Here is a 26539-nt window from a genome sequence, read left to right on the forward strand (position 1 = left end):
ATGAGAATAGGATTTTTATCACATGCAGGAGCAAGTATTTATCATTTTAGAATGCCTATTATAAAAGCATTAAAAGATAGAAAAGATGAAGTTTTTGTTATAGTGCCACAAGATGAATACACGCAAAAACTTAGAGATCTTGGCTTAAAAGTAATTGTTTATGAGCTTTCAAGAGCTAGCTTAAATCCTTTTGTGGTTTTAAAGAATTTTTTTTATCTTACTAAGGTTTTAAAAAATTTAAATCTTGATCTTATTCAAAGTGCGGCACATAAAAGCAATACCTTTGGAATTTTAGCGGCAAAATGGGCAAAAATTCCTTATCGTTCTGCCTTAGTAGAAGGCTTGGGTTCTTTTTATATAGATCAAGGTTTTAAGGCAAATTTAGTGCGTTTTGTTATTAATAATCTTTATAAATTAAGTTTTAAATTTGCACACCAATTTATTTTTGTCAATGAAAGTAATGCTGAGTTTATGCGGAATTTAGGACTTAAAGAAAATAAAATTTGCGTGATAAAATCTGTAGGGATCAATTTAAAAAAATTTTTTCCTATTTATGTAGAATCGGAAAAAAAAGAGCTTTTTTGGAAAAATTTAAACATAGATAAAAAACCAATTGTGCTTATGATAGCAAGAGCTTTATGGCATAAAGGTGTAAAAGAATTTTATGAAAGTGCTGCTATGCTAAAAGACAAGGCAAATTTTGTTTTAGTTGGTGGAAGAGATGAAAATCCTTCTTGTGCAAGTTCGGAGTTTTTAAACTCTGGCGTGGTGCATTATTTGGGCGCTAGAAGTGATATAGTTGAGCTTTTGCAAAATTGTGATATTTTTGTTTTACCAAGCTATAAAGAAGGCTTTCCTGTAAGTGTTTTGGAGGCAAAAGCTTGTGGTAAGGCTATAGTGGTGAGTGATTGTGAAGGTTGTGTGGAGGCTATTTCTAATGCTTATGATGGACTTTGGGCAAAAACAAAAGATGCCAAGGATTTAAGCGAAAAAATTTCACTTTTATTAGAAGATGAAAAATTAAGATTAAATTTAGCTAAAAATGCCGCCCAAGATGTTTTGCAATACGATGAAAATAATATCGCACAGCGTTATTTAAAACTTTATGATAGGGTAATTAAGAATGTATGAAAAAGTTTTTAAAAGAATTTTTGATTTTATTTTAGCTTTAGTGCTTTTAGTACTTTTTTCTCCGGTGATTTTAATCACTGCTTTACTTTTAAAAATCACTCAAGGAAGTGTGATTTTCACTCAAAATCGCCCTGGGTTAGATGAAAAAATTTTTAAAATTTATAAATTTAAAACCATGAGTGATGAAAGAGATGAAAAGGGTGAGTTATTAAGCGATGAATTGCGTTTGAAAGCTTTTGGAAAAATTGTTAGAAGCTTAAGTTTGGATGAGCTTTTGCAACTTTTTAATGTTTTAAAAGGGGATATGAGTTTTGTGGGGCCTAGACCTCTTTTGGTTGAGTATTTATCCCTTTATAATGAAGAGCAAAAATTGCGTCATAAAGTGCGTCCAGGTATAACAGGATGGGCGCAGGTAAATGGAAGAAATGCTATTTCTTGGCAGAAAAAATTCGAACTTGATGTGTATTATGTGAAAAATATTTCTTTTTTGCTTGATTTAAAAATCATATTTTTAACAGCCTTAAAGGTTTTAAAACGAAGCGGGGTAAGCAAAGAAGGCCATGTTACAACAGAGAAATTTAATGGCAAGAACTGAAAAAATTTATATTTATGGTGCTAGTGGTCATGGGCTTGTTTGTGAAGATGTGGCTAAAAATATGGGTTATAAAGAATGTATTTTTTTAGATGATTTTAAAGGAATGAAATTTGAAAGCACCTTACCTAAATATGATTTTTTTATAGCCATAGGAAACAATGAAATTCGAAAAAAGATTTATCAAAAAATTTTAGAAAATGGCTTTAAAATCGTTAATCTTATTCATAAAAGCGCGCTTATAAGTTCTAGTGCAAGTATGGAAGAAAATGCAGGAATTTTAATCATGCCTTATGTAGTAGTTAATGCTAAAGCCAAAATAGAAAAAGGCGTGATTTTAAATACTTCAAGTGTGATTGAACATGAATGCGTGATAGGGGAATTTTCTCATGTGAGTGTAGGGGCTAAGTGTGCGGGCAATGTAAAAATCGGTAAAAATTGTTTTTTAGGGATTAATTCTTGTGTTTTGCCTAATTTAAGCTTAGCAGATGATAGTATTTTAGGTGGTGGAGCAACTTTGGTTAAAAGTCAAGATGAAAAAGGTGTTTTTGTGGGAGTGCCTGCAAAAAGAAAAATATGAAATGATTATAAAAAGATTTTTGTTTGATTCTTTGTAAATTTTTTTAGGTAAAATAGAGTTAATTTATAAAAATTTTGTTTTATACAAAGGATAAATCATGAGATTTTTTCTTTCTCCTCCGCATATGGGTGGTAATGAATTAAAATACATAGAAGAAGTTTTCAAAAGCAATTATATAGCACCTTTGGGTGAATTTGTAAATTGCTTTGAGCAAAGTGTAAAAGATTATAGCAAAAGTGAAAATGCCTTAGCTTTAAATTCAGCCACAGCGGCTTTACATTTAGCTTTAAGGGTGGCAGGGGTAAAACAAGATGATATCGTTTTAGCTTCTTCTTTTACTTTTATTGCTTCAGTAGCACCTATTTGTTATCTTAAAGCAAAGCCTGTATTTATAGATTGTGATGAAACTTATAATATTGATGTAGATTTGTTAAAACTCGCCATTAAAGAATGCGAAAAAAAACCAAAAGCATTGATTTTAACTCATCTTTATGGCAATGCGGCTAAAATGGATGAGATTGTTAAAATTTGCAAAGAAAATGAAATTGTTTTAATCGAAGATGCTGCCGAAGCTTTAGGAAGTTTTTATAAGAATAAAGCCTTAGGAACTTTTGGAGAATTTGGAGTTTATTCTTATAATGGTAATAAAATTATCACCACTTCAGGTGGAGGTATGCTTATAGGAAAAAATAAAGAAAAGATTGAAAAAGCAAGATTTTATAGCACTCAAGCAAGGGAAAATTGTTTGCATTATGAACATTTAGATTATGGTTATAATTACCGTTTAAGCAATGTTTTAGGAGCTATTGGTGTAGCGCAAATGGAGGTTTTAGAACAAAGAGTGCTTAAAAAAAGAGAAATTTATGAGTGGTATAAAGAATTTTTAGGAGAGCATTTTAGCTTTTTAGATGAATTAGAAAATTCAAGAAGCAATCGCTGGTTAAGTACGGCTTTGATTGATTTTGATAAAAATGAACTTAATGCTTGTCAAAAAGATATAAATATCAGTCAAAAAAATATCGCTTTGCATCCAAAAATTTCAAAACTCATAGAAGATTTGAAAAATGAACAAATAGAAACAAGACCATTATGGAAAGCTATGCACACTCAAGAAGTATTTAAAGGAGCTAAGGCTTATCTTAATGGCAATAGTGAGCTATTTTTCCAAAAAGGAATTTGTTTGCCAAGTGGCACGGCGATGAGTAAAGATGATGTTTATCAAATTTCAAAACTGATCTTAAAGAGCATAAAGGCTTAAAATGATTTTTTATAAAAGCAAAAGATTAGCATTTTTTTTAACTTCAGATATTGTTTTAATTTTACTTAGCGTTTATCTGGCTTTTTCTTTGAGATTTAGTGGAGATATTCCGAGTATTTTTTATCATAGTATGATGATTTCTGCTATTATTTTGCTTGTTTTAAAACTTTTATTTTTGTTTGTTTTTAGAATTTATAAAGTAGCTTGGAGATTTTTTTCTCTCAATGAAGCAAGAAAAATTTTTATTGCTTTGCTTTTAGCTGAGTTTTGTTTTTTTCTTATTTTTTATTTTTTTAGTGATTTTTTTAATCCTTTTCCAAGAAGTGCTATTGTGATAGATTTTGTTCTTTCATATATGTTTATAGGTACTTTAAGAATTAGCAAAAGAATGCTTGTGGATTTTAAACCTTCTAAAATGAAAGAAGAAGAAACTCCTTGTATTGTAGTAGGGGCAACTTCTAAGGCTTTGCATTTGTTAAAAGGCGCAAAAGAAGGTTCTTTAGGGCTTTTTCCTGTGGGTGTAGTTGATGCGAGGAAAGAGCTTATAGGGACTTATTGTGATAAATTTATTGTAGAAGAAAAAGAAAAAATAAAATCTTATGTAGAACAAGGGGTAAAAACTGCCATTATTGCTTTAAGACTTGAACAAGAAGAGCTTAAAAAACTTTTTGAAGAACTTGTAGCTTATGGTATTTGCGATGTAAAAATATTTTCTTTTACAAGAAATGAAGCAAGAGATATCAGTATAGAAGACTTGCTTGCTAGAAAACCAAAAGATTTAGACGATAGTGCTGTGGCGGCTTTTTTAAAAGACAAGGTAGTTTTGGTAAGTGGAGCAGGTGGAACTATAGGCAGTGAACTTTGTAAGCAATGTATTAAATTTGGCGCTAAGCATCTTATCATGGTTGATCATAGTGAGTATAATCTTTATAAAATCAATGATGATTTAAATTTATATAAAGAAAAAATTACTCCTATTTTGTTAAGTATTTTAGATAAGCAAAGTTTAGATGAGGTATTAAAAACTTATAAACCTGAGCTTATTTTACATGCAGCCGCTTATAAACATGTGCCTCTTTGCGAACAAAATCCACATTCAGCAGTAATTAATAATATTTTAGGAACTAAAATTTTATGCGATAGTGCTAAAGAAAATAAAGTAGCTAAATTTGTGATGATAAGTACAGATAAAGCAGTACGACCAACAAATATTATGGGTTGCACTAAGAGAGTTTGCGAGCTTTATACTTTAAGTATGAGTGATAAAAATTTTGAAGTTGCTTGTGTGCGTTTTGGTAATGTTTTAGGTTCTAGTGGTAGTGTGATACCGAAATTTAAAGCACAAATTGCCAATAATGAGCCTTTAACTTTAACACACCCTGATATAGTGCGTTATTTTATGCTTGTGGCTGAGGCAGTGCAACTTGTTTTACAAGCTGGAGCTATCGCAAAAGGGGGAGAACTTTTTGTTTTGGATATGGGTAAGCCTGTGAAGATCATAGATTTAGCTAAAAAAATGCTTTTACTTTCTAATCGCAATGATTTAGAAATTAAAATCACAGGCTTAAGAAAAGGTGAGAAGCTTTATGAAGAGCTTTTGATTGATGAAAATGATGCTAAAACACAATATGAGAGTATTTTTGTAGCAAAGAATGAGAAGGTTGATCTTGATTGGCTTAATAAAGAGATAGAAAATTTACAAATATGTGAAGATATTTCAGAGGCTTTATTAAAGATTGTGCCTGAATTTAAACACAATAAAGAAGGTGTATAATGTATATAAAAGATATACAAAGATTTGAAGATAATCGCTATCGTGCTAGAGCTTATATGAGTTATATTTTAACAAGAAATTTACCTAATAAACTTCCTGATATTCACCTTGAAACGATTAAAACAGCTTTGGATAAAATAGCTCATGAAGTTGTTGTTTTTGATGCTTTGTATATTTTAGATATTTCAGGCATGCAAATAGAAAATGCGATTTCCTTAAATAAGGCTCATGAAATAGGGCAGGGTGAGGATAGAAGTACTCGTTCTTATTTTTATAGAGCTGTAAAATTAAGACGATGCGTTTTAAGCGATCCTTATCCTTCGGTTTTAAACAACGAACTTTGCGTGACAGCTTCTATGCCAATTTACGATGATAAAAATAACTTGCTTTTTGTTGTTTGTATCGATATCAAGCTTGAAGATATTTTAAGGATTATTCAAGCAGGAAAATTTGAGTTTATTTTTACTCAATTTAGTCGTTTGGTATATTTTTGTTTCGCACTGGTTTTATTTGTGATTACTTGCTTTTTATTTCAAAAAGGTTTTTTTAGTCTTTTTGATAATCAAGCTATAGGTATAGAACATATGTTTGAAAGTACTATTGCTATAACTTTAGCTTTAGCTATTTTCGATTTGGCAAAAACTTTGATCGAACAAGAAGTATTAGGAAAAACAAAAAAAGAAGAAGGCGGAATTCAAAAAACTATGGTGAGATTTTTAGGTTCTATTATCATTGCTTTGGCTATAGAAGCTTTGATGTTGGTATTTAAACTTGCTATTGGTGATTTTTCTCAGATGATTTATGCGATTTATCTTATCGGTGGAGTGAGCTTGCTTCTTTTAGGTTTAAGTGTATATTTATTTACGGTTAAGTATAAAAATAATAATATTTGAGTAAAATTTTAAATAAAAGATGATATAATGCTATTTTTTAAAATTTTTTAGCTTGATTAATAAGGCTAAAAAGGGTAAAATAAAACTATAAAAACTTTGAAAGGACGAAATTGTGAAATTGTTAGTTGTTGATGACAGCTCTACTATGAGAAGGATTATTAAAAATACCCTAACAAGACTTGGACACGATGATGTTTTAGAAGCTGAGCATGGCGTTGAAGCTTGGGATTTATTAACTAAAAATGAAGATGTAAAAGTTTTAATTACAGATTGGAATATGCCAGAAATGAATGGCTTGGAGTTGGTAAAAAAAGTAAGAGCAGAGAAAAAATATGAAGATATGCCTATTATCATGGTTACAACTGAGGGCGGAAAAGCTGAAGTGATTACTGCTTTAAAAGCTGGCGTAAATAACTATATTGTAAAACCTTTTACTCCACAAGTTTTAAAAGAAAAGCTTGAAGATGTTTTAGGAATAGGAAGTGGAGAAGGTGCAGCTGAGTAAAGGCTGATTTTTAAAATTCTAAATGCAAAAAAAATATTACGAATTGTTCTTTATCGTAGAAGAGCAGTATAAAAATTTATTTCTTGATTTTGCTTTTGATTTAGGTATAGAAGCTATAGAAGAGAAAGATAATGGTGTTTATATTAGATCCCATGAGAGTTTAGAAGAGCTTTCATGGGCACTTGAAATATTTGCTCAAAAACTTACAACTACTTTCAATTTAAACCATAAAATTATTTCTAATTTAAGTCTTGTAGAGAAAGAAAACAAGGACTGGATACAAGAATATAAAAACGGCATAAAACCTATTTTAGTGGATAATGTTTATATCCATACCACTTGGCAAGAAGAAAAAAAGAATTATATAAATATAAAGATTAATCCAGCCTTAGCCTTTGGCTCAGGACATCATGAAAGCACATATTCTTGTGTAAAATTTTTACAAAAATTTTCTAAAAGTAAATTAAGAGCCTTAGATCTTGGTTGCGGTAGTGGAATTTTAGGTATTATCATGGCAAAGTTTGGCTGTAATGTTGAAATTTGTGATACTGATGAGTTGGCTATCGATAGTTCTTTGGAAAATGCAAGATTAAATGATGTTGATTTTCATAAGACTTGGTGTGGATCTATAGATAAAGCAAATGGTTTATATAACCTAATTGTTGCAAATATCATTGCAGATGTGATTTTAATTTTAGAAAAAGATATTAAAAACCATTTAGAAGATAATGCTATACTTATTTTGTCAGGAATTTTAGATAAATATTCAACAAGAATTAAAGAAAAATTTCAAGATTTAGAACTCATTGACGAAATGCAAATCAATGAGTGGTGTAGTTTTGTATATAAAAACAATAAAAAGGATAAGTAATGAATAATAATACCCCAAATAATAAGGGTAATCCGCAGGGTAATAATTTTTTTAACAAAAATCCCATTTTTATTTTTGCGATTTTTGCAATTGTAATGATAATTATTTTTAAGGGATTTTTTGATGGCAATGGTTCTTTTGGTGGGGCATTGAATGGTAATGAAGTAAATAAAAATGTCCCTTATTCTGAGTTAAAAAAGCTTATTGAAAATGGACAAATCAATCAAGTTAGTATAGGACAAACAACAATCAAAGCAATTTCAAGCTCTCACAATACTGTTTATACAGCAAAAAAAGTTAACGATCCTGAGCTTGTGAGTTTACTAGATAGTAAAAATATCGCTTATGGTGCGTATTCTGAAACAAATTGGTTTACGGATATACTTTTTTCATGGGTTTTGCCAGTATTTATTTTCTTTGGTATTTGGATGTTTTTGGCAAGTCGTATGCAAAAAAATATGGGAAGTTCTATATTGGGCATAGGAAGCTCTAAGAAGCTTGTAAATTCAGAAAAACCTAAAGTAAAATTTAGCGATGTGGCTGGTGTTGAAGAAGCTAAAGAAGAAGTAAAAGAAATTGTAGATTTTTTAAAGTATCCTGAAAGATATATTAAATTGGGAGCGAAAATTCCAAAAGGGCTTTTGCTTGTTGGGCCTCCAGGTACAGGAAAAACCTTGCTTGCAAAAGCAGTTGCAGGTGAAGCTGATGTGCCGTTTTTTAGTGTTTCAGGCTCGTCTTTTATAGAAATGTTTGTGGGTGTAGGTGCTTCTCGTGTGAGAGATTTGTTTGAAAATGCAAAAAAAGAAGCTCCTGCTATTGTTTTCATAGATGAAATAGATGCTATTGGTAAAAGTCGTGCGGCAAGTGGCATGATGGGTGGAAACGATGAAAGAGAACAAACTTTAAATCAGCTTTTGGCTGAAATGGATGGCTTTGGGACAGAAAGTTCCCCAGTCATTGTTTTAGCAGCAACAAATCGCCCAGAAGTTTTAGATGCAGCACTTTTAAGACCAGGAAGGTTTGATAGACAAGTTTTGGTTGATAAACCTGATTTTAAAGGTAGGTGTGATATTTTAAAAGTGCACATGAAAGATGTAAAAATCTCCCCAAAAGTTAAGGTAGAAGACATAGCACGCTTAACCGCAGGACTTGCAGGAGCTGATCTTGCAAATATTATTAATGAAGCGGCACTTTTAGCGGGTAGGGATTCTAAAAAATATGTAGAACAAAATGATTTAGTTGAAGCTGTTGAAAGAGCTATAGCAGGACTTGAGAAGAAATCACGTCGTATTAATGAAAAAGAAAAGAAAATTGTTACTTATCATGAATGCGGTCATGCTTTAATCGCTGAAACTACCAAAGGTGCAAAACGTGTAAGTAAGGTTTCTGTGATTCCGCGTGGTCTTGCGGCTTTAGGTTATACTTTAAATACTCCTGAGGAAAATAAATTTTTAATGCAAAAACATGAGCTTATCGCTGAAGTAGATGTACTTTTGGGTGGTCGTGCAGCTGAAGAAGTGTTTATAGGTGAAATTTCAACGGGTGCAAGTAATGATTTAGAAAGAGCAACCGATATCATAAAAGCTATGATTTCTATGTATGGTATGAGTGAAATTGCAGGACTTATGGTGCTTGAAAAACAAAGAAATACTTTCTTAAGTGGTGGACAAACCATAAAAGATTATTCTGAAAAGATGGCAGAATCTTTAGATGATTATGTAAAGAAAACCTTAGATGAACGCTATAAAGATGTTAAAGATACTTTAAATACTTATAAAGGAGCGATTGAGACTATGGTAGCAGCCCTTTATGAAGAAGAGACTATTGAAGGCGCTAAAGTGCGTGAGATTATTAAAGAGTTTGAGGAACAAAATAGTCTACCAACTCGTTTGCAAGAGCTCGAAGAAGTTAAAATTGAAGTTAAAGTAGAAGAATGAAAGATTTTATTGCAAAAGATGGATATTTAAGTCTTATTATTTTAAGCTTGATTTTTATTTTTGTGTGGATTTTTTATTCTTTTTCCATCCTACTATTAGCATTAATTGTAATTTGTATTTTTCTTTTTAGAGCACCCAAAAGAGAACTTGTTTGTAGTGATGAAAAAGCTATTTTTGCACCTATAGATGGCAGGGTTACTAAAATAGAAAATATTCATCATAAAGATTTAGGTGAATGTGTTGAAATTACTATTAAAAATGCTCTTTATGATGCTGGGAATTTTAATACACCTTTTGCAATGTCTATAATAGATATTCGTTTACGACACGGGCTTTTTTTGTGCAGTGAATTAAAATCTGCAAAAATGATGAATGAAAGAGCTTTTATTTTGGCAAAAGTTAAAGAGAATAAAACGATAGCCTTGCGAATTTATGCAGGTTCTTTTGATAGAAAATTAAAGCTCGATAATATTTCTCATGATTTAAAAGCAGGAGATAAAATGGGTTTTTTAATTAATGGCTCTATAAGTTTACTTTTACCAAAAGATACTAGAATTCATATAGGCTTAAATGATGAAATTAAAGCAGGTTCATTGTTAGGCTATTTTGCGTAAGGAAAAATAATGAATAACAGACCGCAATTAATTTATATTTTACCCAATCTTTTTACAGCTGCTTCAGCTTTTTTAGGGGTTATTTCTATTATAGCTTCAATACATGGAAATTATTATACAGCTTTGATTTATATTATTTTATCTTTGATTTGCGATGGGCTTGATGGCCGTGTTGCAAGACTTACAAATTCTACTTCAAAATTTGGAGTAGAATTTGATTCTTTAGCTGATCTAGTAGCTTTTGGAGTTGCTCCAGCGGTTCTTTTTTATATGGCTATAGGTTATGATTTTGGAAAACTTGGATCTTTGATTACGGCTTTTTTTGTGGTTTTTGGAGCTATTCGTTTGGCGAGATTCAATGTTACCACAGGCACTTATGAACCTTCTGTTTTTATAGGTCTTCCTATACCTACTGCAGCAGTTGTGAGTGCTATATGGACTTATGCGTTTATCAGTTATGATTTTTTAAAGCCTTATGGTGTAGTTTTTTTGGTGCTTCAAGCAATTTTAGGGCTTTTAATGGTAAGTAATATACGCTATCCTAGCTTTAAAAAGCTTGATTTTAATCGTTCTAGCGTTTTAAAAGTTTTGATTATTTTAATTATAATATTTTCATTTTTATATCTTTACCCTCTTGAAAGTTTAGTAATTTTAGCAAGCTTGTATGTGCTTTATGGAATTATTCGGGTTTTATATACCATTATTGTTTCAAAATTTAAGATAAGAAATCAAGAGTAAAATTTTTCAATGACTTCGCATTCTTCTTGAGTGAAGCCAGCTTTGATTCTTGCTTGAATGTTAAGTTTTTTTCCTGCAAGAGAGAATTGTTTAAACGTTTTACAAAGCTCGATAAAATCATACTTGTTTTGATTTGCAAATTTCCACCAAGTATCTCCTTTTTTAACGTGTTTTATTTCATCATTAAGTATAATTTCAAGATATTCCATTAAAAGATTTTTAATGGAATGATTGGAACTTTGAAGTTTTTGAACAACAAAGGGGTTGGCATCAAGCCCTTTAGCTTCTAAACCTCTATGAACTATTCCCATTCTAAAGCTTAAAGAGTCTTTTGTAGCTTCTAGAGCAGATTCTAAATTATCATGCACTGGAAAATTTCCATATTTGTAACCAAGTTCTTCAAGTACTGAATTTAAAAGTTTGAAATGTTTAATTTCCTCATCTGCTACCTCCAGCCAATCGTAATAAAATTGCAAAGGTAGATTTTTAAAGCGATAACTCGCATCTAAAGCCAGGTTAATTGCATTAAATTCTATATGAGCGACTGAATGAATTATTTTAGCAAGCGCATGAGTTGAATTGACAAATTTAGGTCTTCTTATACGCGTAGGATGAAGTAAGGTAATTTGTTGTGATGTATTTTTTTTGAAAATGCTTTGATTCTCGTGATTAAAAATAAATTTGTGGCTTTTAAAGTCTTCATAAAAATTTTGAAAAGAGTGAAATTTTATATTTGTATTTTTTTCATATAAAATATTTTGAAGCTCTTGAAAAAATTCTTTTTGCATTTAAAACTTTCTTGAAAATTATAAAAATTTATCATTTAAAATTGAAATTTTAATTATATAATATAAAAATTATTTTACAAGGGTAGATCATGAAAGAATTAAATGAAGAAGAAAAAAAAGTAATTTTAAATAAAGGAACAGAAGCTCCTTTTAGTGGGAAATATAATGATTTTTATGAAAAAGGAATTTATCAATGCAAGCAATGTGGAGCTTCGCTTTATAAATCCGAAGATAAATTTAAATCAGGTTGTGGATGGCCTAGCTTTGATGATGAAATAAGAGGGGCTATTAAAAGAATTCCTGATAAAGATGGGATTAGAACCGAGATTGTGTGTGCAAACTGCAATGGACATTTAGGTCATGTTTTTGAAGGAGAAGGGTTTTCTGCTAAAAATGTAAGACATTGTGTAAATTCTATTTCTTTGGAATTTGTAAAAACTAAGGATTGATAGTGTTTTCTAGTATGGGTTCTGAGCTTTATTTGATATTTTTTGCTGCAATTACTTTACTTGCCATCTTAAATCCTTTTGGTAATTTAACTCAATTTTTGGCTATGAGTGATGGATTGCCTTTAATGCTTCGAAAAAAACTTTTTAGAACTATTCTCTATACAGCTTTTACTATAGTTTTGGTATTTTTACTATCAGGACCTTTATTTATGAACTATATTTTTAGAGTTTCATTAGATGATTTAAGGGTTTCTGGTGGCTTAGTCCTTATTATAATGGCTATTAAAAATTTACTTTTTTCAACAAAAATTGCAACTAAGGATTTTAGTTCTTATCAGGATATGGATGATAAGGAAATTTTAAGACAGAGTTTAATACCTATGGCATTTCCTATGCTTGTTGGGCCTGGAACTTTAGCTAGTATTATCGTTATAGCCGAAGATGGTGGGCTTGATGTTGCTCTTGGCGGAGTAATGATAGCTTTTATTTTTATGTTTATACTTTTTCATTTTGCAGCTACTATAGAAAAAATAGTTGGAAAATTGATTTTACATGTTTTTTCTCGTATAGCACAAGTATTTATTGCTGCTATGGGGTTTAAGATGATTATTGTAGGTTTAAAAGATATATTTAACTTATAAATTAATATAATTTTAAGTAAATAATACTATATAAATATGATATAATTTTAAAATAATTTATTATTAAAAAGGTGAGTTTTATGTTTGGTGCTAAGAAAAACAATACTGAAATAATTGAACAACTTGAAAAAAAGTGTAATGGTTTAGGAGATATTTTAAGATCTATTGGGAATACCATGGCGGTAATTGAATTTACCACCGATGGCGTTATTTTAGAGGCAAATCAAAATTTTTTAACAACTATGAAATACTCCCTTTCAGAGATCAAGGGCAAGCATCATAGTATGTTTTGTTTGCCTGAAGTTGTTAATTCTTCAGCATATAGTGATTTTTGGAAAGATTTAAGAGATGGAAAAGCTAGAAGTGGTCTTTTTGGACGTATAGCTAAGGGAGGGATAGATGTTTATTTAGAAGCAAATTATCTTCCAATTAGTGATAATAATGGTCATGTTTATAAAATTATTAAATTTGCCAATGATATAACTCAAAGACATTATGAAATGCTTGATCTTAGAAATACTATTGCTGCTGCTAATCGTTCTATGGCTATTATTGAATTTAAACCTGATGGGACTATTATTACGGCTAATGAAAATTTTTTAAGAACTATGGATTTTAATATTGATGAGATTAAAGGAAAGCATCATAGTATGTTCTGTGATTCTAATTATAGACACTCTAAGGACTATGTTCAATTTTGGGAAGATTTAAGAGAGGGCAAATTTCAATCAGGTAAATATATAAGATACGGAAGAAATAATAAAAAAGTATACCTTGAAGCAAGTTATAATCCGGTTAAAAATGATGATGGGAAAATTTACAAGGTTATTAAATTTGCTACAGATATAAGCGAACAAGTTAAAAAAGATCAAGAAAAACTTCGCCTCATAAGCGAACTTGCAGAAAAAAATGATAATCTTACTCAAGATGGAGATCGTGTAATTGAAAACACTGTTTCAAATGTTCAGAATATTGCTGATATGATGTCTCAAAGTTCAAATCTTGTTTCCTCATTAAATCAACAATCAGATGAAATTAAATCTATTATTCAGACTATTAGTGATATTGCTGATCAGACTAATCTGCTTGCTTTAAATGCTGCTATTGAGGCAGCACGTGCTGGTGAACATGGTAGAGGTTTTGCTGTTGTTGCTGATGAAGTAAGAAATTTAGCTGAAAGAACAGGGCATTCAGTTAATGAAATTACCACTACGATTAATTCTATTCGTAATGTTACATCACAAGTGGTTGAGAGTATTAAAAGCGGTTTAGAGGATGTTAATCAGAGTGTTGAACTTGCAAAAGAAGCAAGAGAATGTATGGAGAAAATTCGTGAAAGCTCTGCTGAAGTTGCTAAAGCAATGTCATAAGCGTGATTTTCACGCTTATTTTTTAAGTAATTAAATCTTTAAAATTTTTAAAACCACTTTCTTGATTGCATTTTTCTTTTAAAATATTTAAAAATTCTTTCCTAGAAATATTATGAGCACCCATAAATTCTAAATGTTGGTTATAAACTTGACAATCTATGATAAAATCATAAGGTTTTAATAAATCACAAAGTTTAATCATGGCAACTTTAGATGCATTTTTTTTAATGCTTACCATGCTTTCACCAAAGAAAACCTTGCCTAAAATTAAACCATAAATTCCACCTATAAGTTCATTATTTTCATAAAGTTCAAGGCTATGCGCATAGCCTTGGGTAAATAACTTATAATAAGTGGTAATAAATTCATCATCTATCCAGCTTTGAGAGCGTGTATCGCGACATAATGTAATTAATTTTAAAAAATCATAATCAAGTTTAATTTGATAGAGATTAATAAATTTTTTCATATTTTTTTGGATGTGAATTTGATTTGGAATTAAAATGCATCTAGGATCTGGACACCACCAAGTTACAGGTTTACTTGTCCATGGGAATAGACCAAAAGTATAAGCTTTTACAATAAAATCAGCTTCTAAATTTTGACTTAAAAATACAGGGGCATTTTTAGGTGCATTGAGTAATTTAGAATATAAATTCGAGCTTTCCATTTTTACCAAGTTTGATTTTAGCTATACCGCCTTTTTTAAGCTTTCCGAATAAAATTTCATCACTGATTTTTTCTCCTATCTCCTCAGAAATTATGCGTTTTAAAAGCCTTACTCCAAATTCTTTATTATAGGCTTTTTTAGCTAAATAAATTTTAGCTTTATCATCCACTGATAATTTTATATTATTTAAATTTTTAGAAATTTCATCAAGTTCTTTTTCGATAATTTTAACAAGTATAGCATCGTTTAAATCATTAAAATGTAAAATTTTATCAATGCGATTAATAAATTCTGGAGCAAAAAAATCTTTGATAGCACGATTACTTTTTTCTTCATTTTTACTTAAAAAACCAAGCTCATTGCTTTCTTTAAGTCCTAGATTGGATGTCATAATAATGATTGTATTTTTAAAATCTACTTTAAGACCGCTATTGTCGGTGAGTTCAGCATTGTCAAAAATCTGTAAAAAGGTATTACTTAAATCAGGATGAGCCTTTTCTATTTCGTCAAAAAGAACAAGACTGAAAGGATTTTTGCGGATAGCATTGCTTAAAAGTCCACCCTCTTCAAAACCTATATATCCAGCTGGAGATCCTATTAGTTTACTTATAGCATGTTTTTCTGCATATTCACTCATATCAAAGCGTTCTAAATTTAAACCTAAAAATTCAGCTAAAGCTTTGCAAAGTTCTGTTTTTCCAACTCCACTTGATCCAGTAAACAAAAACACTCCGCGTGGTGTATTGGAATTTTTAAATCCTGCGAAACTTTGCTTAAGTGATGAAACAAGGCTATCTATAACTTCATCTTGGCCAAAAATTTTTGCTTTTAAATTTGTTTTTAAATTCATTAAAGCTTTATTTTGATCGAATTCAAACATTTTGTGATGGTGGGTCATTTTTGCTAAAACATTTTCTAAATCTTTTAAATTGGCATTTTTTTTAGCTTTTGGATTTAAAGCAAAAGAAGCACCAAGTTCATCGACCAGATCTATAGCACAATCAGGTAAAAATTTATCATTAAAAAATTTTTTACCCCAAATTACAGCATATTGAAGAATTTCATCGTTTAATTTTATATGATGAAATTCTTCATATTTGTTTTTTAATCCTTTCAGAATTTGCAAGCTTTCTTCTTGGCTTGGTTCATCTACATTTATTTTAGCAAAACGGCGACTTAGGGGTTTATTTTTATCAAAAGTATTTTTATATTCCATAAAAGTTGTTGCACCTATGCATTTTAAAGTTCCATTACTTAGAGCCGGTTTTAAAAGATTGGAAAAATCAGTATGAGATTCTCCTGTACTTCCAGCTCCTACTATAGTGTGAATTTCATCAATAAATAAAATAGCATTGGGTATTTTCTCAAGTTCATTTAAAATTTCTTTAATTCTTTTCTCAAAATCTCCACGGTATTTTGTTCCCGCAAGTATACTAGCCATATCAAGACTAAAAATTTTTGCATTTTGTAAGTTTTTAGGCACCTTTTTTTCCGCAATAGCCAATGCTAATCCTTCTACAATGGCCGTTTTGCCAACTCCTGCCTCTCCTACTAAAATAGGATTATTTTTCTTGCGACGTGAAAGAATTTGCATCATTCTTTCAAGTTCAAATTTTCTTCCTATTAAAGGATCAATCTTGCCATTTTGAGCTAAAAGTGTTAAATCACTTGTGTGGTTGCTTAAATTTTGTATATTTTCATGATTTTGAAGTTCTTGAATTTTGTTAAGATTTATGTTGTGTTTTTTTAAGAGATAGCTAGAATAACTTCTTGAATCCTGTATGAGCTTTTCTAAAAAATCTATAATTTTAATTTCATTATTTTTATTTTTAAGTGAAAGTAAGATTTCATCTAAAACAACAGATATTGTAGGTTCTATTTCTTGTTTAATAATTTGATTGTTTTGAGAAATGTAATTTTTTAATTCAGTTTCTAGAAGTTCAAGATCTCCATCTGAAAATTCTTCAAATATATCCTTAAAATCAGTGCTTAGTTTTAGTAATGCAAACAGTACATGCTCACAGGTAACAAATTCATGGTGGTTTATTAAGCTTAGATTTTTGGCATTATCAAGATATTTTTGTAAATTTTCTTGGTATTTCATTCTTCTTCCACCTTTGCTTGTAGTGGAAAATTAGCAAGTTTAGCCGCATCTATAACTTTTTTTTGTTTTGAAAGAGCTATTTCTTGAGTGTAAATGCCACAAATTCCAGAACCATTGTGATGAATTTCTAACATTGTTTGACTTGCTTTTTCAAGGTTTTGATGAAAAATATTCATCAAAATTTCTATGACAAAATCCATGGTTGTTACATCATCATTTAAGAGTATAACTTTATACATTTTTGGTTCACTAAGTTTTATTTGCTCTAGAGTTTGGGTTTTTGGCATTATTTTCCTTTGTAGATTTTATTTAAATCTTCTTGCATGAGTTCTGTTGGAATTTTGCCAAGATAAAAATTTGTTGGAGTATTATTATTCCAGTAATCGCTTATTTTTTGATAAATTCCATTTTTTAAAACAACTTTAAAAGGAAGTTGCTCCATATTTTGATAGTCTATATCTTTTAAAATTTGAGCAATAATACGATCGTTAGAGCTGCCATTGCTTAGAAAATAGTAAGCACCATAATCATCTGCGAATTTTTTAACTGTTTCATCGCTAACATCTTCAAAATGTGTAAGTCCTATAATGATAAATTTGCTAGAATTATTTTTCCAAAGTTTGCTAAGATCTAAAGCTTCTTCTTTGCATGGGGTGCAAAAAGTGCCAAAAAAATCAAACATTAGAACTTTTCCTTCCTCTCCTTCTACCACAAAACCTTTATCTGTTCTTATTAAAGTTTTGCTTCCACCATTTACACTATTTAATACTATTTTATCTCCTTTGTGATACTCTTCAAACATAAAATCATTTTGAATTTCTTCTTCTTTGGAGCAAGCATTAAGAAAAAATGCTAAACTTATTAAAAATAGGGTTAAAATTTTTTTCATTTAATTTCCTTTATTTATAATTTTTCATAGCAGCTCTAGCTTCTAAATCGGCTTGCTTTTTCTTTAAAGTTTCACGCTTGTCATGCAAATTTTTCCCTTTAGCTAAAGCAAGAGTGGCTTTTACTTTATTTTTTGTGTTAAAATAAAGATCTAATGCAACGATAGTATATCCTTCTATACTTACTTTACCTAATAATTTATCAATTTGCTTTCTATGCATTAAAAGCTTTCTAGCATCTCTTTCTTCGTGTTTATAGAAAGAATGTGTAGTATGAAGCAATGAAATATGAGAATTAAGTAAAAAAATCTCATTTTTTATAATGCGAACAAAAGAGTCTTTAAGATTTGCTCTTCCTGCTCTTAAAGCTACAACTTCACTTCCCTTAAGGACAATTCCGGCTTCAAAGCGTTCTATGATGCTATAATCAAATAAAGCTTTTTTATTTCTCGCAATAATTTTCATCGATCAACCTTAAAAACACTACTACCGCTACCGCTTAGAAAAAAATCTTCTTGTAAGTAAGACTTCATTTTAGGATATAAAGTTGCACAAGGAGTAAATAAATCATTTAATTCTTTGTTTTTAAAGTTTTGTAACAACTCTTTTGTGCTGAGTTTTTTGTAGATTTGCGCTTGATTATTGTTTTTTTGAAAGTCAAATATTCCTCTATCAAATTCATCATAAACAGCTTTAGTTTGGCAAGATATTTGTGGAAAAGTCCATTTTAAATTAGGTATGTCATCTTCAAATTCTTTTATAATTTCACCACAGCCACTTACATTAGCAGAGTGAAAGCCACTTAAAAAAAAGGCAATATCACTTCCTAGTTGTATGCTTAAATTTATAAGTTCTTGTAGGTTTAATTTTAAATTTAGGGTTTCATTCATTAGTAGTAAAAAACTCGCACAATCGCTACTTCCACCACCAAGCCCAGCACATACTGGGATATTTTTTGTGAGTTTTAGGCTTTTTTTGCTAAATAATTCTTTTAATTCGTTATTATATCTTTTAGAAAGTAGCAAATAAGCCTTTTGAATAATATTATTTTCGCATTTAAAATTACTAATGATTTCAAATTCTTTTTTAGAGTCTGATTCTTTATCAACAAGCTCAAGCTCATCAAAAAGATCTTTTAAAAGTATAAATCGTGATTCTAAAAGATGATATTTTCTTGAGTCAAAACCGGTAAGTTTTAAAAAAATATTTGCTTTAGCGTAAGCTTTCATTTGATTAGTTTTTTGCTTAAGTCATCAAGTTTAATATCATTCTGAACAACAGAATGCAAATTTTCATCCTTTACTTGTTGAACAAGTTCTTTTCTAAGTATCATAAGAGATTTTGGAGCTTCTATGCCTATTTTGGCATATCCTTTCCCTGTTTGAACGACTTTGATTTCTATACCTTCTCCGATAATTATACTTTCATTTTCTTTTCTTGATAATATTAACATTTTTCAACCTTATTCAGAAGATATTTTACTGTATTTTCTTTAATATTAATTACGCTAAAATATTTTTCTGTTTCAATATAATAATCTCCTTCATCATGAAATTCTAATTCTTCGACAAAAATTTTAGCACCATTTTCGAGTTTACTTAAATTCTTGATAAAATTTGGCTTTAGGTTAATGTATTTTAACACATTTAAGCTTTTCTCATTATTATAAACAAATTTACCTTCTTTAATGCGCTCTAAAGAGCTTAAAGTCGCATTAATACCTAGTTTTCTAGCAAAAAGTTCGCAATAAGATCTTATATAAGCACCTTCACTGACTGTGATTTCAATATTTAAAAAAGGATGATTATAGCTTAAGATCTTGCAATCAAATACTTCCATTTGACAAGGTTTTAAATTTACTTCTATACCTTTTTTTGCAAGTTCATAGGCGCGAGTTCCATTGATTCTTTTGGCGCTAAATTGCGGTGGTGTATAGGAGATAATTCCTTGCATTTGATCAACGATTTGTTGTAAATTTGCAAGATCAAATTCTTTTATATTTTTAATTTCTTTTATATTTTGATCATCAAGACTTAAGGAGTAAACTCCAAGCCATAAAGTAGCTTTATAGGTTTTTGGAGTTTTTTTTAAAAAACGGAAAAGTTTTGTGTATTGTCCAAATGCAACGATTAAAATCCCTTTGGCGAAAGGATCAAGAGTGCCAGAATATCCTGCTTTTTTATTTTTATATTTTTTCTTTAAAGTGCTTAAAAAGGCATTAGAGCTCAAACCCCTTGGTTTAAAGGCTGCAAAGATCTTGTTCATACTGCTTTTTCCACAAAGCTTGCCATGATTACACGCATTATACCACCAAAATTAATATTAAGCTTTTCCTCTTTTCCGCTTTTATTAACTTCAACAACCCTACCAATGCCAAAAATTTTATGTTTAACTAGATCTCCTTTACAAAAGCTAGTTTTTTGTATATTTTGATTTTTTGATTTTTCATTGATTAATTTACTTTCTTCTAAGAAGCGACTAGGATTGATATTTGCTCTTGAACCATGATAAAAACGAGAATTTGCAACACTTATTGTGAGAAATTTTTTGGTGCGAGTGATGGCAACATAAGCAAGACGGCGTTCTTCTTCGAGATTTTCTTCGCTATTTAAAGGAAAAAATCCTTCATCAAAGCCTATTATAAAAACATAATCAAATTCCAAACCTTTGCTAGCATGAATACTCATCAAGCAAACACATTCTTCATCTAAATTATCTTGATCACTTAATAAAGAAATTTCACTAAGTAGATCTTCTAAAGAAGCTTCGGGATCTTCTTTGAGTTTTTCTCTTAGATTAGCATAAAACTCATCAAGATTTCTGATTCTTTCATCTCCATCATCTTGCTCTGAAAAATAATCTTTGATTTTAAATAATTCTTCTATATTATCAAAAACCTTTTTTGCATTATCGTAGCTTTTTAGAGTGTGAATATTTTGTATAAAAATATTTGCTTCATTTTGTGCTTTTTTTGTTGTTAAAATTCCTACACCGCTATCGCTTTCACATAAGGCATCAAAAAGTGAAATTTGACGTTTTTTTGCATATTCTTCTAAATTTTTTAGGGCTTTTTCTCCTATGGATCTTTTAGGGCGATTAATAATACGCCTAAATGACAAATCATCGTTTGGATTTAAGATAAGTCTAAGATACGAGATTAAATCTTTTATTTCTAATCTTTCATAAAAACGCATACCGCTAAGCAGTTTATAAGAAATTTTTTCCTTCATAAATGCTTCTTCTATTGCTCTTGATAGTGCATTAACTCGAAATAAAACGGCGATCTCTTTAGCTTCTACTCCAGAATTTAGCAATTTTTTCACTTCTTGAGCGATATATAAACCTTCATCTTTTTCGTTTTCGTTTTTTAATATTTTAATATTTTCCCCAGTATCTTTAGTACAGATTAAAGTTTTTCCAAGTCGTTGCTCATTGTGAGATATGAGATTATTTGCTGCTTGTAAAATAGTCCCTACTGAACGATAGTTTTGTTCAAGTTTTACAAGTTTAACATTTTTAAAATCGTTTTGAAAATTTAAAATATTTTCAATTTTTGCTCCACGCCAACTATAAATACTTTGATCATCATCACCAACAACTGTGATATTTTCATGCATACAACATAGATTTTTTAGAATTTTATATTGCAAGGTATTAGTATCTTGATACTCATCAACTGTAATGTAATTATAAAGTAAGCTTTGTTCTTTGGCAAAATTTATATCATTTTCCAAAATGAGATTGCTTAGCAATAAAAGATCATCAAAATCTACAAAATTTTGCTTTAATAAGTATTCTTCATAAGCACGGTAATAGTTGGCAAATTTGTATTCATTTTGATATTTTTCAAAATTATGTTCTTTTAGTAAATTTAAATCTTCAAAGACATTGCTTACTCTTTTGCCTTCATTTTTACAATAAGATATGTATTTGATAATATCATAGACATTATCTTTGTTTTTATCATGGATTAAATCTTTAATTATTTTTTTTGTATCATCTGTATCGATAACAATAAAACTATTTTTACGCTCCAATCTTTCAAAGTGTAGTTTTAAAAATAAAAGTCCAAATTTGTGAAAGGTGCAAAGCAAAGGATTGTGATTACCTTGTAGAAAATTTAATGCTCTATGACGCATAACACTAGCTGCTTTATTCGTAAAAGTAAGAGTAAGAGTGTTATGCGAGGGGATGCCTACTTCACCGATAAGATAAGCAAGACGAGTGGTGATAGTTTTGGTTTTTCCACTACCTGCACCTGCTAGGATAAGCATAGCTCCATCAATGTGGCTTACCGCTTGTTTTTGGCTATCATTTAAATCTTCAAATAGATTCATTTTTTGAAAATATCTTTATTTTTTGGATTATTTAAAAATATATTTTTAGATTTTTGTAAATTTTTACTATTTTCACGTTTATAAAGGCTAAAATTAACAAATAAAATGCTATTTTCTATTTGAATTTGCGTGATAGCTCCTAAATCAACCTTTACAAAACTATCAAAATCATCATTACCAAAACCTGCGTGAAATTGAATGAAATCTTTATTTAGCTGTATGGATTCAAAGGTGTATCCTCCAAGGGCAAAAAGAGCATAAGGATTTTGTTTAACATCAAGCTCTTTGGGAAGTTCAGGGTTGAAATCTATGAAATTTGTATTTGCAACTATAGAAAATTCTATATTTTCTTCTATAAGGTGTGAAATAACTTCATAACAATGCTTTTGCATGGTATGGATAAAATTTTTATTTTTTAAGATTGTTTCTAGCATGATTGTAACTCCATAAATTCATTGATGAGTTTTTGAATTTCTTTTATGCCTATTTCCCAAAAATTTTCATCTTCTATATCAAATCCAAACATTCCTACTAGTTCTTTTGGACTCACACTTCCACCTAAAGAAAGCATTTTGATATAAAGTTCTTTAAAATTTTCACATTTTTTGCTTTTGTAAAGTCCATAAAGAGCTAAAACTAAAAGTTGGGCATAAGCATAAGCATAGCAGTAAAAAGGAGAATGGATAAAATGAGGAATATAACTCCACCAAGAAGCATAATTTTTTGTAAGTTTTACGCTATCTTGAAACATTTTTTGAGATTCTTCCATCCAAATTTTATTGATTTCTTCGGTGCTTAATTCATTTTCTTGAGCATGTAAGCGTCTTTCAAAACAAGTAAAATTAATTTGTCTATAAAAAGTTGCAAAAATATCTTCGATTTTATTTGCATATAAAGATAGGAGTTCTTCTTTTTTTAACTTATCTTTAATAAAATCAAATACGAGCATTTCGGCAAAAACTGAAGCTGTTTCTGCGGTGGTTAAAGGTGTGTTTTGATTTAAGTAGCTTACATTGTAAGAAAGTTTTTGATGGATAGTGTGTCCTAATTCATGTGCAAGTGTAAAAAGATCACGCCTTTTATCGGTGTAGTTTAATAAAACAAAAGGATGCGCATCAGAAGTTGCAGAATGTGAAAAAGCACCCCCTTGTTTATTTTCTTGTGGATAAACATCAATCCAGCCTTGATTAAAAGCATTTTTTGCTATATCATAAAATTGCGGAGAAAAAGCTTGAAATGCCTCTAAAACAATATTTTTACTTGTTTTAAAATCAAAACTTGCTTCTTTTCCTATGGGTGCATATCTATCATAGTCTTTAAGCTCATCATAGCCCAAAATTTGTTTTTTTCTTTTGTAAAATTGCGATACTAGGTTAAAATGTTTTTGCGCACTTGCTATCAAGGAATCAACGCTTTTTTGCGAAATTTGATTGCTGATATGTCTTGAAATTTCAGCATTTTCATAACCTCTTAATAAGCTTATATTTTTTCTTTCTGTTTTTATCATATTGATAATAAAACTTAAAAGTCTGCTATTTTTTTGCAAAACTTTACTGAATTTTTTAGCAGCTTTTTTGCGTATTTTTCTATCTTCGTCATACATTTTGCTTAGAATTTCTTCTTCGCTAAGTTTTTTACCTTCAAAAGGGATTTTTAAAGCACTCATACTTTCATCAAAAAGCCTACTAAAAGCATTTGCACCTGTATTTGAAAGATAGAGCATAATGCGTTCTTCGTTTTTGCTAAGATTATAGCGTTTGTTTTGCAATAAATTAGAAAGATAAAAATCATAATCTTTACAAAAAGTTGTAAATTCTTGACTTTTTTCAGGAACTAACTCACAAAATTCAAGCTCGAAAAAGAGTAAATTTTCTTCTATTTTTTTGCATTCTTCTTCGTATTGTGCGTAAAAAGAACCATTTTGAGTGTTTTTAGCAAAAAGCAAATAAGCATAAGTCATGATTTTGCCAAGAGCTTGATTTAAATTTTCATAATCTTTTAAAGCTTGTAAAAACTCATTAGCATTTAATGTATAGAGTTTATTTTCATAGTCTTTTTTAAAATTTAAACTTTGTTGGATTTGATCTTGTGTAAAATTTTGCAACGCTTCTTTATTGTGAAATAAAGCACTTAAATCCCATTCTAACATTTTTTATCCTTCATTTTCTAATATGAGTTTTTTAAGAACAGCCATTCTAATGGCCACTCCATTTTTAACTTGTTTTAAAACTAAAGTTCTTTCATCACTCATCATTTCATCGCTTATGTCAATATTGCGATTTACAGGGCCTGGATGTAGTAAAATAAGCTTTTTATCTTTTACTAAGCTTTTTTGAATGCAAAAATCATTTGCGTAGTCTTTAAGTGAAGCATAAACGGTTTTATTATGTCTTTCTGTTTGTGTTCTAAGACTCATAATAATATCTGAATTTGCTATGATATTCTCATCAAGCTTATAATGTTTTTTAAGATGGGTATTGGGCATAAAATGTGGTGGAGCTACTAGGGTAATATCAAGATTAAATCTGCTTAAAAGTTCTATATTGGACGCTGCAACACGGGAATTTTTAATATCACCTACGATGCAAATTTTCTTACCTTTGACATCGCCTTGAAAATGATTATAAATAGTGAATAAATCTAGCAAAGCTTGGGTAGGATGGGCGTGTTTTCCATCTCCTCCATTAACAACTGGACAATGCATATGCTTTGCCAATATCAAAGGAACTCCTGAGTTTGCGTGTCTTATAACAATAGCATTAGGACTCATGGCATCTAAATTAGCAGCAGTATCATAAAGAGTTTCTCCTTTGCTAGAGCTTGATCTTGAAACATCAAGGCGTAAAACCCTAGCACCTAATCTTCTTGCAGCGCTTTCAAAAGATGAAAGGGTGCGTGTAGAGTTTTCAAAAAAAATTGTCGTGATACTTTTTCCTTTAAGAAAAGTTCTAGGTTTTTCATCTAAGAAATCACTTGCTTCTTTAAAAAGCTCCATAATTTCGACTTTATTAAAATCCTCTGTAGTGATGAGATGACGCATGCTTTTACCTTATTTGATATTATAATTTAATTCATTTTTAGAACAAATTGCTGTAAAAAGAACATCTGTAGAACTATTTAAAGCAGTTTCAACACTATCTTGAATAACCCCTATAATAAAACCTATGGCAACTACCTTCATAGCAATATCATAGTCTATATTAAATAAAGAACAAGCCAAAGGTATAAGCAGTAAGGATCCACCCGCAACTCCGCTAGCCCCGCAAGCTGCAAAGGTGGCAATAATGCTTAATAAAAGGGCTTGCAAAAGACTGATTTCTATACCAACGGTATTGGCTGTAGTAAGACTTAAAATAGCTATAGTAACTGCCGCTCCTGCCATGTTGATAGTAGCTCCTAAAGGTATAGAAATGCCATAAAATTCTTTATCTATGCCAAGTTTGGCGCAAAGTGCCATATTAACAGGGATATTTGCCGCTGAACTTCTTGTGAAAAAAGCAAAAAATGCACTGTGTCTTAAGCAGATAAAAATCAAAGGAAAAGGATTTTTTCTTGTATAAAAAAAAACTATTAAGGCATTGATAACAAAAGTAACAAAAAGCATAGTAGCTACAAGTAAAAATAAAAGTTTTATATAGCTTAGTAAGCCTTGTGCTCCTGTTTGTGCTACAGAATTAGCCACAAGTCCAAAAATTCCAAAAGGAGCAAGTTTTACTACAAATTTAACAATTTTCAAAACCCCTTCATTGATATCTATAAAAACTTGTTTTACTTCGTTAGAGCAGTGTTTTAATGCTATGCCTCCAGCTATTGCCCAGGTTAAAATTCCTAAATAATTCCCACTTGAAAGAGCATTTATAGGATTATCGACAATTTTAAATAAAAGATCTTTAAAAATCTCACTCATGTGGGTTGGAGATGAGTTTGTAGCGGTTTGAATTCCATCTAAAACAAGCTTTACAGGAAAGAAAAAATTAGCAAGAACCGCACAAGCTGAAGCAAGAAAGGTGCCTACTATATATAAAATGATAATATTTTTGATCTTAGCACCACTTTGAGAAAAATCTTTAGTGCAAATTGAAGTTAAAATCAAAACAAAAACAAGCATAGGAGCGATAGCTTTTAAGGCACTTGTAAAAAGTATTCCGAGTAAATTTGCAATTTCAGATATTTCTTTAGAACTAATGCCTATAAGTATTCCTAGTACTATACCTATGCAAATTTGAACTATGAGGTTGCCTTTAGCGTAGCTTTGAATGATTTTAGAAAACATAAAAACCTTTTAAATATTTTTTATATCAGAAGTTGATTTTAGCTAATTTTTGCTTAATTTTAGAGAATTTTTAATTTATCAAGCTTTGATAAGTTTATTTGGATACAATTGTGGTTCATTTTAAATG

General features: G+C 30.0%; 28 protein-coding genes. 14 read left to right on the top strand and 14 right to left on the bottom strand.

The annotated features are described in order from the left end of the window. The 11 genes from pglA (at position 1) to pssA (ending at position 10893) form a co-directional block, all read left to right on the top strand. Positions 1-1131: a N,N'-diacetylbacillosaminyl-diphospho-undecaprenol alpha-1,3-N-acetylgalactosaminyltransferase gene (pglA, locus tag AJN58_RS06530; RefSeq protein ID WP_070292138.1), complete on the top strand. Its 1131-nt coding sequence runs from the start codon at positions 1-3 to the stop codon at positions 1129-1131. After that, a complete protein-coding gene (pglC, locus tag AJN58_RS06535) occupies positions 1124-1726 on the top strand; it encodes an undecaprenyl phosphate N,N'-diacetylbacillosamine 1-phosphate transferase (protein WP_002870508.1) in 603 nt (200 codons plus the stop codon). Before pglA ends, pglC begins: the two co-directional genes overlap by 8 nt. Then, positions 1713-2303: a UDP-N-acetylbacillosamine N-acetyltransferase gene (pglD, locus tag AJN58_RS06540; protein ID WP_070292153.1), complete on the top strand. Its 591-nt coding sequence runs from the start codon at positions 1713-1715 to the stop codon at positions 2301-2303. The genes pglC and pglD overlap by 14 nt, the downstream gene beginning before the upstream one ends. Before the next feature lie 97 nt (positions 2304-2400). Beyond that, complete coding sequence (gene pglE, locus AJN58_RS06545) at positions 2401-3561, top strand: UDP-N-acetylbacillosamine transaminase (protein WP_070292143.1); 1161 nt, start codon at positions 2401-2403, stop codon at positions 3559-3561. 1 nt (position 3562) lies between these two features. Next, positions 3563-5335 (top strand): UDP-N-acetylglucosamine 4,6-dehydratase (configuration-retaining), encoded by a 1773-nt coding sequence (gene pglF, locus AJN58_RS06550; protein WP_070292145.1) that lies wholly within the window; start codon positions 3563-3565, stop codon positions 5333-5335. Further along, on the top strand, positions 5335-6228 hold the full coding sequence (locus AJN58_RS06555; RefSeq protein WP_053872406.1) for a PDC sensor domain-containing protein: 894 nt from the start codon (positions 5335-5337) through the stop codon (positions 6226-6228). The genes pglF and AJN58_RS06555 overlap by 1 nt, the downstream gene beginning before the upstream one ends. Before the next feature lie 112 nt (positions 6229-6340). Next, positions 6341-6733: a chemotaxis response regulator CheY gene (locus tag AJN58_RS06560; RefSeq protein ID WP_032603349.1), complete on the top strand. Its 393-nt coding sequence runs from the start codon at positions 6341-6343 to the stop codon at positions 6731-6733. 22 nt (positions 6734-6755) lie between these two features. Beyond that, positions 6756-7604, top strand: coding sequence for a 50S ribosomal protein L11 methyltransferase (locus AJN58_RS06565; RefSeq protein WP_002861833.1), 849 nt, complete (start codon positions 6756-6758; stop codon positions 7602-7604). Further along, positions 7604-9541 (top strand): ATP-dependent zinc metalloprotease FtsH, encoded by a 1938-nt coding sequence (gene ftsH / locus AJN58_RS06570; protein WP_002861832.1) that lies wholly within the window; start codon positions 7604-7606, stop codon positions 9539-9541. The genes AJN58_RS06565 and ftsH overlap by 1 nt, the downstream gene beginning before the upstream one ends. Next, positions 9538-10155 carry a phosphatidylserine decarboxylase gene (locus tag AJN58_RS06575; RefSeq protein WP_002861831.1) on the top strand — a complete coding sequence of 206 codons (618 nt, stop codon included), beginning with the start codon at positions 9538-9540 and terminating at the stop codon, positions 10153-10155. Before ftsH ends, AJN58_RS06575 begins: the two co-directional genes overlap by 4 nt. A gap of 9 nt (positions 10156-10164) precedes the next feature. Further along, positions 10165-10893, top strand: coding sequence for a CDP-diacylglycerol--serine O-phosphatidyltransferase (gene pssA / locus AJN58_RS06580; RefSeq protein WP_002859122.1), 729 nt, complete (start codon positions 10165-10167; stop codon positions 10891-10893). Here pssA and AJN58_RS06585 read toward each other — a convergent pair. Then, complete coding sequence (locus tag AJN58_RS06585) at positions 10884-11681, bottom strand: ferritin-like domain-containing protein (RefSeq protein ID WP_070292147.1); 798 nt, start codon at positions 11679-11681, stop codon at positions 10884-10886. The two genes, pssA and AJN58_RS06585, sit on opposite strands and share 10 nt — an antisense overlap. Positions 11682-11770: 89 nt before the next feature. Between AJN58_RS06585 and AJN58_RS06590 the strand changes: the two genes are divergently transcribed. The 3 genes from AJN58_RS06590 to cetZ all read left to right on the top strand — a co-directional run bounded on the left by AJN58_RS06590 (position 11771) and on the right by cetZ (position 14141). Continuing rightward, positions 11771-12130: a methionine-R-sulfoxide reductase gene (locus AJN58_RS06590; protein ID WP_002861829.1), complete on the top strand. Its 360-nt coding sequence runs from the start codon at positions 11771-11773 to the stop codon at positions 12128-12130. Positions 12131-12144: 14 nt separating this feature from the next. After that, on the top strand, positions 12145-12771 hold the full coding sequence (locus AJN58_RS06595) for a MarC family protein (RefSeq protein WP_079860114.1): 627 nt from the start codon (positions 12145-12147) through the stop codon (positions 12769-12771). 80 nt (positions 12772-12851) lie between these two features. Beyond that, on the top strand, positions 12852-14141 hold the full coding sequence (gene cetZ / locus AJN58_RS06600) for an energy taxis response protein CetZ (protein WP_070233038.1): 1290 nt from the start codon (positions 12852-12854) through the stop codon (positions 14139-14141). A 22-nt stretch (positions 14142-14163) separates the two neighbouring features. On the opposite strand, the gene aat is transcribed toward cetZ, so the two are convergent. Genes aat through sstT form a run of 13 tightly spaced genes read right to left on the bottom strand, consistent with a single transcriptional unit; the run spans position 14164 to position 26412 of the window. After that, on the bottom strand, positions 14164-14811 hold the full coding sequence (aat, locus tag AJN58_RS06605) for a leucyl/phenylalanyl-tRNA--protein transferase (RefSeq protein WP_002826100.1): 648 nt from the start codon (positions 14809-14811) through the stop codon (positions 14164-14166). Then, on the bottom strand, positions 14786-16915 hold the full coding sequence (locus AJN58_RS06610; protein ID WP_070233040.1) for an AAA family ATPase: 2130 nt from the start codon (positions 16913-16915) through the stop codon (positions 14786-14788). The genes aat and AJN58_RS06610 overlap by 26 nt, the downstream gene beginning before the upstream one ends. Continuing rightward, positions 16912-17202 (bottom strand): ATP-dependent Clp protease adaptor ClpS, encoded by a 291-nt coding sequence (locus tag AJN58_RS06615; RefSeq protein ID WP_044779145.1) that lies wholly within the window; start codon positions 17200-17202, stop codon positions 16912-16914. The genes AJN58_RS06610 and AJN58_RS06615 overlap by 4 nt, the downstream gene beginning before the upstream one ends. Further along, positions 17202-17804 carry a TlpA disulfide reductase family protein gene (locus AJN58_RS06620; protein WP_002888338.1) on the bottom strand — a complete coding sequence of 201 codons (603 nt, stop codon included), beginning with the start codon at positions 17802-17804 and terminating at the stop codon, positions 17202-17204. The genes AJN58_RS06615 and AJN58_RS06620 overlap by 1 nt, the downstream gene beginning before the upstream one ends. Positions 17805-17814: 10 nt before the next feature. After that, positions 17815-18267 (bottom strand): SsrA-binding protein SmpB, encoded by a 453-nt coding sequence (gene smpB / locus AJN58_RS06625; RefSeq protein ID WP_044779146.1) that lies wholly within the window; start codon positions 18265-18267, stop codon positions 17815-17817. After that, complete coding sequence (locus AJN58_RS06630; protein WP_002870521.1) at positions 18264-19031, bottom strand: 4-(cytidine 5'-diphospho)-2-C-methyl-D-erythritol kinase; 768 nt, start codon at positions 19029-19031, stop codon at positions 18264-18266. The genes smpB and AJN58_RS06630 overlap by 4 nt, the downstream gene beginning before the upstream one ends. Continuing rightward, positions 19028-19255, bottom strand: coding sequence for a carbon storage regulator CsrA (csrA, locus tag AJN58_RS06635; RefSeq protein ID WP_002852854.1), 228 nt, complete (start codon positions 19253-19255; stop codon positions 19028-19030). Before csrA ends, AJN58_RS06630 begins: the two co-directional genes overlap by 4 nt. Continuing rightward, a complete protein-coding gene (gene truB / locus AJN58_RS06640) occupies positions 19249-20067 on the bottom strand; it encodes a tRNA pseudouridine(55) synthase TruB (RefSeq protein ID WP_002870522.1) in 819 nt (272 codons plus the stop codon). The genes csrA and truB overlap by 7 nt, the downstream gene beginning before the upstream one ends. Further along, positions 20064-22139, bottom strand: coding sequence for an ATP-dependent helicase (locus tag AJN58_RS06645; protein WP_070292149.1), 2076 nt, complete (start codon positions 22137-22139; stop codon positions 20064-20066). Before AJN58_RS06645 ends, truB begins: the two co-directional genes overlap by 4 nt. Next, positions 22136-22573 carry a hypothetical protein gene (locus AJN58_RS06650; protein WP_044779148.1) on the bottom strand — a complete coding sequence of 146 codons (438 nt, stop codon included), beginning with the start codon at positions 22571-22573 and terminating at the stop codon, positions 22136-22138. The genes AJN58_RS06645 and AJN58_RS06650 overlap by 4 nt, the downstream gene beginning before the upstream one ends. After that, on the bottom strand, positions 22567-24288 hold the full coding sequence (locus AJN58_RS06655; protein WP_044779149.1) for a M3 family oligoendopeptidase: 1722 nt from the start codon (positions 24286-24288) through the stop codon (positions 22567-22569). The genes AJN58_RS06650 and AJN58_RS06655 overlap by 7 nt, the downstream gene beginning before the upstream one ends. Positions 24289-24291: 3 nt before the next feature. Beyond that, positions 24292-25179: an aspartate carbamoyltransferase catalytic subunit gene (locus AJN58_RS06660; protein ID WP_070233044.1), complete on the bottom strand. Its 888-nt coding sequence runs from the start codon at positions 25177-25179 to the stop codon at positions 24292-24294. A gap of 9 nt (positions 25180-25188) precedes the next feature. Next, the gene (sstT, locus tag AJN58_RS06665; protein ID WP_044780199.1) at positions 25189-26412 is read right to left on the bottom strand and encodes a serine/threonine transporter SstT; all 1224 of its coding nucleotides are present in this window, start codon (positions 26410-26412) and stop codon (positions 25189-25191) included. Positions 26413-26539: the final 127 nt, after the last annotated feature.

Origin of the sequence: Campylobacter sp. BCW_4321, from assembly GCF_001763075.1 — a bacterium.
GTDB classification, from domain to species: Bacteria; Campylobacterota; Campylobacteria; order Campylobacterales; family Campylobacteraceae; genus Campylobacter_D; species Campylobacter_D jejuni.